Raw genomic sequence first — 13,228 nt, forward strand, 5'->3', positions numbered from 1 at the left:
ATGGAAAGCGTTGCTTACATTCTCATTCTTGCCTTGGCACTAGGCGTACTCTTTTTTGCGATCGCCTTCCGGGAACCGCCTCGGATTGGCAAATAGGGCGAAGACGCCCGATCATTGAAGCCTGTCTAGCGCTGATATGTTTAGCTAGACAGGCTATTTTTTGAGCAGATTTTGAGTCCAGGGTCTACACTAAACCTGAGATATTGAGTTCTCTGTAACAGCGACGTGAATATTTCTCACCAGCAAGATCTACCAGAATCGTTTTCGGAAGCGCATTATTTGGTTCGCGCCATTCGGCAACAAGATTTGTTTGAGGCGGCGGGAGTGTTAGCAGACAGCTTTCCGCTCAATCCAGAGTTTTTGCGCTGGCTGATTCCAGTCATGCGCATCGGCATTTATGAAGATTTGCGGAGTCGGTTGCGGACTGCTTCGCCTCACTACGCCTGCTTAGTTGCGGTAGATATGTCAAGATCGTCAGGAACGGAAGAAGATTGTCTGGTGGGAACGGTAGAAGTTGGTTTACGAAATGAGAGTCCGTGGCCGATACGGACGAATCATTATCCTTACCTATCTAACTTAGCGGTTCGAGAAGACTATCGAGGTCGTGGCATTGCCAAGAAGCTATTGGCGACCTGCGATCGTATCGTGACAGGCTGGGGATTTCAGGAGATTTATTTACATGTGCTGGAGACCAATAATTCAGCGCGACAGCTTTACCTTAAGGCTGGCTATCAGGTAGAAGAAACTCAGAGTGGATGGAGTTCGTTCCTGTTTGGACAACCCCAGCGAATGTTGTTGCACAAAAAGCTAGAGAAAAGAACGAATGTTTAGAATCTAATGCGCTCGGATCTAATTGGCTTCAGGCGAATGAAGCTGAAAGGGCATTTCTGCGTTCAAGCGTTCGGTTTGCTGGTCTAACTGGCGCTTTTCTTCGCATTTCTGAGCGATTGCATCGATCGTCTTTCGCGCTACCTGATTGGCAGTATCCGTCTGAGCTACAGCAATTTTGATATCTGCCTGAGCATACAGAGCTTGGCGCTCAATCAATAGCTGAGTTAGCTTCTCATGGATGTCTTGATGCTGTAAGAGGGGACGAGCCGAGTCATTTTGAAGGCGCGATCGCAGCACCTCGATCGGCACATCGATCCAAATGATTACGCCATGCCGCAGAAAGCTCCAATTCTCGCGCTTGAGAACAATTCCGCCTCCAGTGGCGATTACTTTATTCGTTCTGGCACACACTTCAGCCAGCGTTGCTGTTTCCAACTGCCGGAAAACCGATTCTCCAGATTGGTCAAAAATCGCGGGAATGGATTGGCGAGTGGCTTGCTCGATGAATTGATCGGTGTCGATGAACTGATAATCGAAGTGTTGGGCAAGCAGTTTCCCAATCGTGGTTTTGCCAGATCCCATCATGCCGATGAGATAGAGATTAACACCGTTTAACATACAGAATTTAGTACTAAAAATTTAGAATTTAAGACGCCTTGGTTAGCGCTGATCAGCTTCATCGTCATCTAAGTTGCGATTAGGGGGAATGATCACCCGATAATCGGCATCCACCACATCAGATGAATTAGGTTTTGGCGGCTCTGGATCGCGATAGCTATAGGAGTAAGTAGAACCTGACCGAGAGCCTGACTTCGGTTCTTGGCGGACTTCATAATCGGTGCGACGGGGTGAAGAGCGGGAATCGCGAGGTTCGTCCGTCCAGTCGTCAGAGTCATCAAACCAGTCAGAAGCGTCTTCGTCGCCCCAGTCCTCGCTAGTGGAGGATGGTTCCGGTGGAGTCGCTTTCCAAGCGGTTCGGGGAGACTCGACCGACGGAGTGTAGGAGGGCGGAGTGTAGTAGCTACTAGAGGACGATTCAGATGAGACGCGAGTTGCGGTTGCGCGTCGAACAGAACGTCCAGCGGTGAAGCTATTGAGCCTAAACAGGATTGAGATGATGATGGTGGTGAGGACGCCTGCCGCGATCGCGCCTAATACCCAAATTGGCAGGGGAAAGGCGGGCGATCGCAGCCCCAAAAACACTAGTTGCATTGGGGCAAACCAATTTTGCACCGCAAACAGTGCTAGCGATCCGACAACGACGAGCAAAACGACTAAACGCAGAAGAGACATCAGGAATCAGCAGTTTACTAAGCTCGTTATCAGCTTATCGCATGGTGCTACAGACAGGCGGCCCATCATCCTGATTGCAACCGTGCAATGATCAGGATCAGATAATGAAATGAAACGGTCAAAGCTCCGCCTCAGTTTCCTTCCATCGTTCGACCTTGACACAATCGATGTCGAACTGATCGAGCGCACGAGCCACCACAAAATCGACCAAATCCTCAATGGTTTTGGGATGGTGATACCAGGCTGGAATCGCAGGTACAATTCGAGCGCCAGCTTCGGCTAAACTCGTTAAATTCTTAAGATGAATCAGACTAAAGGGCGTTTCACGCGGAACGACCACCAGCTTACGCCCTTCTTTAAGCTGCACATCTGCCGCTCGTTCCAGCAAATCGGAACTGAGTCCGGCAGCTAATTTGGCAGCCGTACTCATGCTACACGGAATGACTAACATTCCCAATGTCCGAAACGAGCCGCTGGCAATGTTTGCACCCACGTCTCCCCACGGATGACAGGTCAACTTTCCGCCCCGTTCCACGCCGCAGTGTTCGCGCCAAAACGTTTCTTGCAGCGATGGTTCGGCAGGCATCCGAATCGTGTGTTCGGCTTGCCAAACCATGTAGCTTGCTTTAGAGGCAACGAGTTCGATCGCATAGTCTGCTTCCAGCAGAAACTTTAAAGCGCGAACAGCGTAAATCAGTCCAGACGCGCCGGAGACACCGATGATGAGAGGACGAGTGATAGGCGACACAGAGAATTTATGGGGTAGAGGTTTCGGAGTGGGTCGTGCTGGAATCGTGTCCGGCTACCTGACCTATTGTTCCTCATCAAACTCCTCTTCGTCAGAGCCAGCGTCATCGGATTCTGAGTAATCATCAGTCGCTTCGCTGCCGCCACCCACCGCAATGAGATCGATTTGCTGACGATAGTAATCGACGCTTTTCACTTGAACTTCAATGCGATCGCCCAAGCGATATTGCTTGCGGTTCTTTCGCCCAACCAGGGTTTGCTGGCGCGATCGAAACTCGTACCAGTCGTCCTTTAACGAACTGACGTGAACCAACCCTTCGACTAAGAGTTCTTCGATTTCAACAAACAAACCGTAAGACTGAACGCCTGTAATCAACCCGTGAAAAATCTCGCCTGTGCGCTCTTTCATCAATTCGGCTTTCTTCAAGCCTTCTAAATCATTTTCAGCATCCTGAGCAAGTTTCTCCCGCTCGGTAAGATGCACCACGACAGCCGCGAAGTGAGTGTCAAGTTCTTGATGCAGGTCAGTAGGAAGCACATTCCAGTTGATTTGACCGTGACAAGAACTATGGCGCAAATCGACGCTTTCCTTGACACGAGTAGACCTGCGATCGCGCCCTTCTTCAAACACAGCATGCAGCGCCCGATGCACTAGCAGATCGGGGTAGCGCCGCACCGGAGACGTGAAGTGCGTATAGCCTTGCTCTAGCGCCAATCCGAAGTGCGCTTTGGGCTGAGTGCTGTAGAACGCAGGTTTAAGCGTTGACAGCAACAAGTAGGTTAACACTCGCTCAGAATCAGACTCTGCAAATTTCTTTGTAAAGCGCTGGTAGTCCTGAGCATGAACTTCGTCGTCTTGTTCTAAACTCAGTTCTAATCCCATGCTCACCGCCAACTTGACGAGTTCCTGCACATCGTCTGGATCGGGTGTGGGATGAACTCGGTACACGCCTGGAACGCCCAGTGCCTGGAGATGGGATGCAACAGTTTGGTTGGCCAACAGCATCAGTTCCACAATCATCGAGTGAATTGGCAAGGTTGACGAAACCACAACCGCCCCCAATATGCCCTCATCATCATAGTGAAACTTGCTAAACGTATACTTGCCTGCTTCTTCAGGCGATTCTGAACCGTCAGGACGAGCAAAGATCTTCTCTGGCAAATTCAGTTCAAATGCACCGCGCTGGCGACGCTGGTCTTTGATGGCATGGCTAAGTTTATCGAGTTGTGCCACCATCCCAAAAATGGATTCAAACTCGCTCACATCGTCGGTGTGCTGATTGGCCAAAATTGCTTCTGATTGGGCATAGCTTAGTCTGTAATCCACTTGAATGACCGTGGGCTGAACTTCAAATTCAATCACCTGTCCCTGTTCGTCTAGGGTGATGAGAACTGAAATTGCCAATCGATCTTTTTCAGGCTGGAGCGAGCAAAGCTGATCGGTAATCTGCTCAGGCAGCATGGGTAACACCAAGTCACCCATGTAAACCGATACGCCCCGTCTCTGAGCTTCTCGGTCTAAGGGAGAACCCGCCTCAACATAATGAGCAACATCGGCAATATGAATGCCCAATCGCCAGTTGCCATCCTCTAGTTCTTCTAGCGTGATCGCATCATCGGCGCTATCGGCATCACTCGCTTTGATGGTGATCGTGGGAACGTCTCTCAGGTCAACGCGCTTTTTGATCTCAGCTTTCGTGATTTTGTTTGGCAGAGCTTTGGCGGCTCCTAGGACAGCCTCTGAGAAGTCGCGGGGTAGGTCGTGCTTGCAGCAAACGATATCGACATCCGACGCTTCCTCATCGCTGCCTAGCAGCTTGGCAATGTTTCCTAGAGGAAGATTTTGCCCGATCGGGTAGCGCTGAACTTCGACATGAACCAGGTTATCGATCGCATCGCTCAGATCGGTATCCTCATTCAGGTCTAATTCAAACAACAGCCGATCATCAAGCGGAACGGCATGAAAGTCACCACTCTCTGTTTTCTTGATTCGAGCTAAGACTGAGGGATTTGCCCGTTCGAGAATCAGTCGCACTTCTCCTTCTGGGCTGCGCCGCCGGCTGCCTTCTTTGATGACGCGTACCAAAACGCGATCGCCGTTCCAAGCGTGATTTAACTGGCTCTCTCGAATGTAGATATCTTCCGAGCCTTCCACATCTTGAATGGCAAAGCAAAAGCCTTTACTAGAGCAGCGCAGTTTCCCTTCTACCACGCCATCTTCGGTCAGTCGGCGATATTTTCCGCGCTCTTTGGTCAAGATGCCGACCTTCTCCAGCACATCTAGGGCAATTTGGAGTTTTTGTAAGCTTGTCTCATCTTGGCACTCTAGCTTCTTCTCTAGGGCTTTGGGTGCGACCAACTTGTCATCTGTGAAATTGGCCAGTAGTTCAGCGATCGAGAATTCCATGAAGCGATCTGTCCTCGTGATGGTCGTTCTTGTTGGGTGGTTCAGACGTTCGCAGACTTCATTGGCATTCCCTTACTCGATGTCCCTAACTTCTCAAACGACCCATGACCCAAAACTCTACCCGATACCCTTCGATCAACGCTTAGAGTCTACAGTCTGAATTTGAGAGGCAGTAACCCTCGTGTAAATCAGATCTAGTCTGCGAATTCCCGATTTTGGCAGTCCGGGTTCTGCTCAAGATGTGGCTGCGAAGTTTCTTCGTTGCTCAAGATAGACCCTCGAAAGAGACCAGCCAACGGGTCTTCACTCGCCAAGCATCTTGCGGAGTTAGTGCTATGGACACTAATCGCGGCGCTAGAAGAACCAGCATCCTGTCAAAGGATAATACAGCCATGGAGCAACTCAAACTAAGGTTGCTCAATCGAAAGGGTTGAGTTCCAAAGCTAAAGAATTGCCTCACTCATTCTCGCTCAAGATTGCCAACCTGACACTCCGGCTTCAGAATTTAAGTCGTAAAACCAGCCGCAGCCTGCAACAACTTGGATGAATATCACCGCATCTGAGAAACGGCTGTATCAAACCTCGAAAACTGAGCTTGAAAGATCCAGAGTTCAACTAATTAAAACATCTGCTCCTTCCCTCTCTATCTTTCCGCATCGATCCCCCAACTGTCAAATTTTGTCAAGGGATACTTGAGGTTGAAATCGCTAATCTCAACGCTGACCCGTGACGATGTAGGCGACGCGCTTACCAATATTGGTGGCGTGGTCTGCCATTCGTTCTAGATGACGGATCACGAGGACTTGCAGAATAATCGGTTCGACAACGCCCGGAACGTCCTGCTGCTGAGCAAGTAAGGCGTAGAGCGTATCGTAGTCTAAATCGATCGCATCGTCGCGATCGCGCATATCCAGCCCGGACTGAGCATCGAGATTTGACAACGACGCTAAGCCGATCGCGAGCATGGCTTGGCTGCGATCGAACATTTGCTTAATCTGCCCCATGTAGGGAGAAACGGGGTAAGAAAAGAGCCGCATGGCGATATCGCCCAGATTTTTGGCGTAGTCGCCAATTCGTTCGAGATCGCGCACCAGTTGCATCAACGCACTGAGCAACCGCAGATCTTGAGCGACCGGAGACTGAAGCGCGATCAGGTTGACGCAATCGAGTTCTATCTGTTTGTAGAGGCGGTCAATTTGCTTATCCTGTCGAGCAATCTTACCAGCGGCTTCTAGGTCGTGGTCAAACAATGCCTGACGTGCCAGAAAACAGGAATTTTCAACTAATGCACCCATCCGCAGCACATCGCGTTGGATACGCTTGATCTGACGCTCGAAACGAATCCGCATTGGTTCTTGACCGTCAGGAAAAACGCTTTTATTAATCATTGACTCAGACTGCATAAACACTTATGAAGACTTACGGCGTTCTATCTTATTGAGGCTTAACTATAGCAACTGAGCTAAAGAAAAGCTGGTGTCAAGCAAGACTTTTTAAAGATTTTGAATTTAATGCGATCGTAATCTGCGATAATCCGTTTTTTTACGGTTGTCTCCATCATATCGCCAAGTTCTCTGTACTTTAAGTAAATTAGATCGCTCATGCCGTCGCTCAAGGCGCGACAAATCTGCACTGCCCCTTCACTCCTGCTTAGAATGAACATGATCGCCGCAAACTCTATGCTGACTTCTTCTGCCATGTATTCTTCTGATCATTCACTGTCGTTTACAGTAGCGGAGCCAAGCCTGACCGCAGCGCTTCAATCAGAGAGCCATAGTCTCTTTGCTCAGTTGAGAAAACACTATCCCGCCGGGGCATTGCTGTCTGAGCTAGTCCAAATTCACGATGGACAATTTGTAGTCCGGGCTTTAGTGCAGGTTGGGACGGCAACCCTAGCGACAGCGATGGCCGCCGCCGACCGAGTTGAAGAGGCGGAAGATCGGGCCAGAGTTAGAGCAATGGCAGTTTTGGGCATTTCTCCGGCAGTCGGTAGAACGCCGCTAATGCCGCCTACTTTTGAAGTGCAGGGTCAACCTTTAATGAAAGAATCGCTCAAAGAGCAGGGCATTCCAGATGCTCTGTCCTCCGTTGAATCAAGGGTTGAGTCAATGCTTCCTGAGGTTGAAGAGACGCCTGAAGTCGTTGAACCTGCCAAGAAGAGTAGCCGGAGAAAGAAAGAAAAAGAAGAGGTTTCTGCTGAAAGCGATTTACTCTCGTTCTCAGGTTTTGACTCGTTTGAGTCACTCCCTGAGCCGGTTGAGGATGACTATTCCAGTGAGTCTCAGAGTGAACCCGAGTACTCTGAGAAGCCACTGCAAGCAGAAACGGATGCAGATGAGCCAATGAAAGAGACGCTTCCCGATCTATCGAGTGAGCCGATTGATTTGTCGGATGCGATCGCGCAAATTGGCACCGAGATCGAGCGCATCGGCTGGACGAAAAAACAGGGCAGCACCTACTTACAGCAAACGTACAGCAAGAAGACTCGGGCTGAACTGACCGAAGATGAGTTGCTAGAGTTCTTGCACTACCTTAAGGCACTGCCATCGAAGGGGCATCCATCGCTGAATCAGTTGCCGTTTTAGAACAGGGATGGGGAATGAAAGTCATTAGGTAGAGAGACAGAATGGCTATCACCCTCCGTTTTACAGCGATCGCCAACCCCTTTGGAAGATTGGCGATCTGCTTTTTATCTCTCACCTATAGCGTGCCAAAGCCTTTTTTCTTCTTGTCTTTGGCTTTCTTCTTTTTGTTCATATTACCCCCAGCGTAGCCTCGTTGTCCTGGCATGGGCTGACGTGCGTAAGGGTTGCCGCCGCCCATTCCTGGCATTCCGCCGCCCATACCAGGGAAACCACCCATACCAGGGAAGCCCATCTGACCCGATCCCATTTGCTGCATCATCGATCGCATCTTCTGGAAGTTACTAATCAGTTCAGTAACTTCTTTGTCAGAATGTCCAGAACCTCTGGCAATGCGGCGACGACGGGAGGGAGAGTTGGACAGCAAATCTGGGTCACGACGCTCAGCAACGGTCATTGAGCCGATCATCGCTTCTGCCTTTTTCAGTTGCTCTTCCCCTTTTTGCAACTGTTCCTCGTTGACCATCTTGCCCATGCCTGGAATCAGCTTGAGAACGCCGCCAAGCGACCCCATATTTTTGAGCAAGCGGGTTTGTTTAATAAAATCTGTGAAATCGAATTTCGCCGACAGGATTTTCTCCTGCATCTTTTCAGCATCAGCTAAATCAATTTCTTCGCGGGCTTTCTCGACCAGCGTTAGCACATCGCCCATGCCCAAAATGCGAGATGCCATGCGATCGGGGTAGAACGGCTGCAAGGCATCGACCTTCTCACCCACGCCGATGAATTTGATCGGCTGACCCGAAATCCGCCGGACTGAGAGCGCTGCGCCCCCGCGAGTATCACCGTCCATTTTGGTGAGAATTGCACCCGTGACCCCAATTTGCTCATGGAAGGTGCGAGTCAAGTTGGCGGCTTCTTGTCCGGTCATCGCGTCTACGACCAGCAGAACTTCGTGGGGTTGGATCGTGTCCTTGATTCGCTTCAATTCTCCCATCATCGATTCGTCGATTTGCAGGCGACCTGCGGTGTCGATGATGACCGTATCAACGCCTTCTGCCTTAGCGTGTTCTACGCCTTGGCGAGCAATTTCGACCGGATCAGCATCTTTGCCCATCTCAAAGACAGGAATATTGATTTGCTTACCGAGCGTGATGAGCTGATCGATCGCGGCCGGACGATACACATCCGTTGCGACCATCATGACGCTGCGTTCTTCTTTACGAAGATGGAGGGCTAACTTTGCGGTGGCTGTCGTTTTACCGGTTCCCTGCAAGCCTGCCATGAGAACGATCGTCGGGGCAGTTTCAGCATGAGCCAGGGGGACATTGGCATCCCCCATGACAGAAACGAGTTCGTTATGAATGATTTCGATGAATTGCTGATCGGGGCGGACGCCAGAAATGACTTCTGCTCCCAGTGCCTTTTGTTCGACTTCTGCGACAAATTCTTTGACAACTTGTAGGTTGGCGTCTGCTTCTAACAGCGCTCGTCGGACTTCCCGCAGAGCGTCTTTGACATTAGATTCAGAGATTTTGTCTTGACCGCGAACTTTTTTCCAGGCGTTTTCTAAGCGATCAGCGAGAGCGTCAAACATAGGAGTTACTGTTGCAGATGAGTGGCGTTTCAAACAGTTTGGAACAGTACATCAAACCGTCCATTTAATCCAGATTAGCGTGTTTCGCAGCATTGGGAACGAAACGCCGAGGTAAGGATAGCCCAACCTATCAGGGCTATTTCTTTACAAAAGTTTTCCATAGTCGCCGAGCCATTCAAATTTAGGCTTCAATTCAAATTGAGTTGCTTCAATCATGGATACGAGCAACGGTTTGCGCCGAAGGCTTCGTTTCATGTGCTCCAAGTAGTGCTGTTGAGCCTCCTGGTAAGCATTCCAGGAAAGATCTGTAGATAGAGTGATACTTAAACTAGTCAGCATTCTTTGCCGGAAACGTAGATGATTCTCGAACATCTCGGTTAATGAAATATTTGGCAAAAACATACGTAGTTTTCGAGGATGTCTCCAAATATAGCTAATGCCATCAAAAGAAAAGGGTGCACGGTTAGCGCTGCTTATTGTCCATTCCTTGTCGAAAATGCTGGAAATAGCCGTTTGGGTAATCGTTTCTCCACGCATTTCTCCAGAAGTAGCCTTGATCTGAGAGATTTCTGCCCAGCAATACTGTTGAGGGTGAATCAATAATCTTGCTAAACCTGGATTAGATGTACCTTCTAGCTCAAAATCTACTAACTTCTCAAATCCAAGAGACTTTAAAATGCTTGTCTGTTGGTGTAGCCATTCATGATCGGGATCAAGACTTATAAAGTCTGGATGTGAATGCGTTTTGTACTTCCATTCTCTAGGCAACCCTTTAACTAGAATAAATTTAATGTAGGTAAGTAAAGCAAATAGCCCTATACCTGTTAGCAGCAAAGTTATGGCTCCTGCTCTTCCACCCATTAACCAGCGATTGAGCAGCCCGATCGCAATTGCGAAGATGCAGTAGCTACTCAACAGGGTCCAAAAGCTCTGAAGTCCTCGACTTAGTTTCATGATTCAGATTCAGTAAAACTGTTACGTCGATAGAGTGCCCTATGTTCATCACCCACTGAAGTTGGTAAGAATGTATAAAATACAGGTTTTCAATTTTGGTAATTTGAACTATAATTAGTGGTATTCCAACGCTCAGGTAATCTTGTGTTTACAGCACCTTTTGCTCCGTCCAAACCTCCACTGCCGAACGATTTGTTTGGTGCGATCGCCGATCTGAAACGCGATCTCAACGCAGTGATTCTGGCGCACTACTATCAAGATCCTGACATTCAGGATGTGGCTGATTTTCTGGGAGATTCTCTAGGGCTATCGCAACAAGCTGCCCAGACGGATGCAGATGTCATTGTGTTTGCAGGCGTCCACTTCATGGCAGAAACCGCCAAGATTCTCAATCCTAACAAATTAGTGCTGCTGCCCGATCTAGAGGCAGGCTGTTCTCTTGCCGACAGTTGTCCGCCAACTGAGTTTGCCAAATTCAAGGAAAAATACCCTGATCATTTGGTAATTTCTTACATAAATTGCACTGCCGACATCAAAGCGATGAGTGACATTATTTGCACCAGCGCTAACGCCGTGAAGATTGTGAATCAAATTCCTGAAGATCAGCCGATTATTTTTGCGCCCGATCGCAACCTTGGCAAATACGTCATGGAGCAAACGGGACGAGACATGGTGCTGTGGCAAGGAAGCTGCATGGTGCATGAAACTTTCTCTGAGAAGAAGATGGTGCAGCTTAAAATTCACTATCCCAACGCTGAGGTAATTGCTCATCCAGAATGTGAAGAGAGTGTCTTGCAGCATGCTGACTATATCGGCTCTACAACTGCATTGCTGAAGTATTGCCAGCAAAGCGCGAGTCAGTCATTCATTGTGGTGACGGAACCTGGCATTATTCACCAGATGGAGAAAGCTGCGCCTGACAAGCAGTTTATTCCTGCACCGCCGTTGAACAACTGTGCCTGTAATGAATGTCCTCACATGCGGCTCAATACGCTGGAGAAACTGTATCTAGCGATGAGAAACCGAGCGCCAGAAATCACGCTACCCGAATCAACTCGATTAGCGGCTCTTCGCCCGATGCAACGAATGCTAGAGATGAGCCGCTAGATGCTGAGGATGTTAGGGTTCTAAAATTGCTTTGCCGCGTAATATCAAATTTGCAACAAATTTGGCCTGTCTTCAGTCAAAGGCGTTGTATTTGATAGAGGCGATGCGCGATCGTATGAACCCTACCCGTCTGTTTCGTCCTGCATTCATCTCCACGCTCGTCGCGACGAGTCTAATAGTTCCTAGTCCAGTGCGTGCCCAAGCGGCGGCGGGTACGCTTTGCCCAGCCCAGTTAGGAGGAGCCGTCAATCGCGCTCTTGCCCGCATTCCTAACGCAAAGTTGAGTGTGCTGGTGCAAACTCAGGGCGATCGTGGCATCCGGCGCAATGTCTATGAACGAAATGCAGCTACGCAGTTAGTCCCCGCTTCTAGTAACAAGATTTTTACGACTGCTGCTGCGCTTAAAAAACTCGGTGCTGGATACCGCATCACTACGCCTGTCTACGGCAACAGCTCAGGTTCAGAGTTAGCCACACTAAGAGTGATCGGACAAGGAGATCCGAGCCTTAGCACCACTCAACTAAATTCGCTTGCTCAACAGTTGCGTCAACGTGGCATTCGTCAAACTAATCTCTTAATTGGCGACGACACGGTTTTTCAGGGGGAACCGTTCAATCCATTCTGGAACGAGGGAGATCGTGGGCAGGGTTATGCGGCTCCGATCAATAGTCTGATGTTGAATGAAAATAATATCTACACGGGTGCAGTTCCGAATGCTGGAAACTATTTTGTTGGTGCATTCCGCAACGTGTTGACCAAAACCGGCATTAAAGTAACAGCTTCGACCCTCGTGAAGCGCACGCCTGCTCCAGCAGGTGAAGTAGTACTCGCGTCTGTCACCTCGCCACCGCTATCGAGCTTAATTTTTGAGACGAATCAAGAGAGCAACAACGTCTACGCTGAAACGCTGCTCAAAACGTTGGGTCGGCTACAAGATCCAACCAGTCTCAATACCAACGCGAGCGGTGTTGCTGCTGTGAAATCTATTCTGACTGAGATGGGAGTGAATCCAAATCGGTATAGCATGGTAGACGGGTCAGGATTAGCCAGTCGTAACCGAGCGAGTTCTGAGGCATTTGTGCAAGCTTTGCAGGCGATCGCGCTGTTGCCAGAAGCCCAAATTTATCGGCGATCGCTGCCTGTTGCAGGCGTCAGCGGAACGCTCTCGAATCGGTTTCGCAATACGTCTGCTCAAGGTATTGTTGCTGCTAAAACGGGAACTATTTCTGGTGTTGTTTCGCTTTCAGGTTATGTTACACCGCGCAGCTATTCGCCGTTAGTATTTAGTATTCTTGTTAATTCTGGCTATTCTGCCTCGACAGTTCGTAGTGCTGTTGATGAAGCTGTAGTTGCTTTGACACGACTGCGCAGCTGTTAGCATTCACGCTAGTAATTCATCGAGTGGAATACTAAACCCTTGAAGTGTTGTTTGAGTTGCGATCGTATCCCCAGGATTAAACAGTTGCCAAGCCGTCTCCGCTGTTTTTACCAGAACAATTCTTGCCTCTGGAAATACGAGCCATACTTCTTGGCAACCTGATTCTAGATATTCAATCGCTTTCGCAAACAACCCTTCTGCACTGTCATCTGGCGAAGCGATTTCTGCGATGAGCGGAAAGCTTCGGGGCAACACTGCGGCTTCTGCATACTGAGTCACTAGACTTGTCGGTAAATAAGGGAGAATAGAGAACAGTGACGAGATGAGATAAT

At 49.2% G+C, this 13,228-nt stretch carries 14 protein-coding genes; 5 read left to right on the forward strand and 9 right to left on the reverse strand.

The annotated features are described in order from the left end of the window. Together AC5I6P_RS26885 and AC5I6P_RS26890 are read left to right on the forward strand one after the other, a co-directional pair. Positions 1 to 96, forward strand: coding sequence for a photosystem II reaction center protein T (locus AC5I6P_RS26885; protein ID WP_083622085.1), 96 nt, complete (start codon positions 1 to 3; stop codon positions 94 to 96). Between the two features lie 129 nt (positions 97 to 225). After that, a complete protein-coding gene (locus AC5I6P_RS26890; protein WP_495696843.1) occupies positions 226 to 831 on the forward strand; it encodes a GNAT family N-acetyltransferase in 606 nt (201 codons plus the stop codon). Positions 832 to 849: 18 nt separating this feature from the next. Here AC5I6P_RS26890 and AC5I6P_RS26895 read toward each other — a convergent pair whose 3' ends face one another. From AC5I6P_RS26895 to AC5I6P_RS26920, 6 genes are all read right to left on the reverse strand, one after another. After that, a complete protein-coding gene (locus AC5I6P_RS26895) occupies positions 850 to 1,449 on the reverse strand; it encodes a shikimate kinase (protein WP_495696844.1) in 600 nt (199 codons plus the stop codon). A gap of 42 nt (positions 1,450 to 1,491) precedes the next feature. Continuing rightward, positions 1,492 to 2,124, reverse strand: coding sequence for a LapA family protein (locus tag AC5I6P_RS26900; RefSeq protein ID WP_495696845.1), 633 nt, complete (start codon positions 2,122 to 2,124; stop codon positions 1,492 to 1,494). Positions 2,125 to 2,242: 118 nt separating this feature from the next. After that, positions 2,243 to 2,872, reverse strand: coding sequence for a flavin prenyltransferase UbiX (locus AC5I6P_RS26905; protein WP_495696846.1), 630 nt, complete (start codon positions 2,870 to 2,872; stop codon positions 2,243 to 2,245). 63 nt (positions 2,873 to 2,935) lie between these two features. Continuing rightward, entirely contained in the window at positions 2,936 to 5,278 is a 2,343-nt protein-coding gene (locus AC5I6P_RS26910) for a ribonuclease R family protein (protein WP_495696847.1), read from the reverse strand. 713 nt (positions 5,279 to 5,991) lie between these two features. Next, a complete protein-coding gene (gene phoU, locus AC5I6P_RS26915) occupies positions 5,992 to 6,666 on the reverse strand; it encodes a phosphate signaling complex protein PhoU (RefSeq protein WP_495696848.1) in 675 nt (224 codons plus the stop codon). A 74-nt stretch (positions 6,667 to 6,740) separates the two neighbouring features. Beyond that, the gene (locus AC5I6P_RS26920) at positions 6,741 to 6,977 is read right to left on the reverse strand and encodes a hypothetical protein (protein ID WP_495696849.1); all 237 of its coding nucleotides are present in this window, start codon (positions 6,975 to 6,977) and stop codon (positions 6,741 to 6,743) included. Between AC5I6P_RS26920 and AC5I6P_RS26925 the strand changes: the two genes are divergently transcribed. Then, entirely contained in the window at positions 6,958 to 7,863 is a 906-nt protein-coding gene (locus AC5I6P_RS26925; RefSeq protein WP_495696850.1) for a slr1353 family protein, read from the forward strand. The genes AC5I6P_RS26920 and AC5I6P_RS26925 overlap by 20 nt on opposite strands. A 115-nt stretch (positions 7,864 to 7,978) precedes the next feature. On the opposite strand, the gene ffh is transcribed toward AC5I6P_RS26925, so the two are convergent. Both ffh and AC5I6P_RS26935 read right to left on the reverse strand, forming a co-directional pair. Next, entirely contained in the window at positions 7,979 to 9,457 is a 1,479-nt protein-coding gene (gene ffh, locus AC5I6P_RS26930; protein ID WP_495696851.1) for a signal recognition particle protein, read from the reverse strand. A gap of 144 nt (positions 9,458 to 9,601) precedes the next feature. Next, positions 9,602 to 10,411, reverse strand: coding sequence for a hypothetical protein (locus AC5I6P_RS26935; protein WP_495696852.1), 810 nt, complete (start codon positions 10,409 to 10,411; stop codon positions 9,602 to 9,604). A 144-nt stretch (positions 10,412 to 10,555) separates the two neighbouring features. Between AC5I6P_RS26935 and nadA the strand changes: the two genes are divergently transcribed. Both nadA and dacB read left to right on the forward strand, forming a co-directional pair. After that, on the forward strand, positions 10,556 to 11,518 hold the full coding sequence (gene nadA / locus AC5I6P_RS26940) for a quinolinate synthase NadA (protein ID WP_495696853.1): 963 nt from the start codon (positions 10,556 to 10,558) through the stop codon (positions 11,516 to 11,518). 31 nt (positions 11,519 to 11,549) lie between these two features. After that, the gene (gene dacB / locus AC5I6P_RS26945) at positions 11,550 to 12,896 is read left to right on the forward strand and encodes a D-alanyl-D-alanine carboxypeptidase/D-alanyl-D-alanine endopeptidase (RefSeq protein WP_495696854.1); all 1,347 of its coding nucleotides are present in this window, start codon (positions 11,550 to 11,552) and stop codon (positions 12,894 to 12,896) included. A 3-nt stretch (positions 12,897 to 12,899) separates the two neighbouring features. On the opposite strand, the gene AC5I6P_RS26950 is transcribed toward dacB, so the two are convergent. Beyond that, positions 12,900 to 13,228: Uma2 family endonuclease (locus AC5I6P_RS26950; RefSeq protein ID WP_495696855.1), on the reverse strand; the 329-nt coding region annotated here is incomplete at its 5' end.

The sequence above is a fragment of the Myxacorys sp. genome, assembly GCF_059501405.1.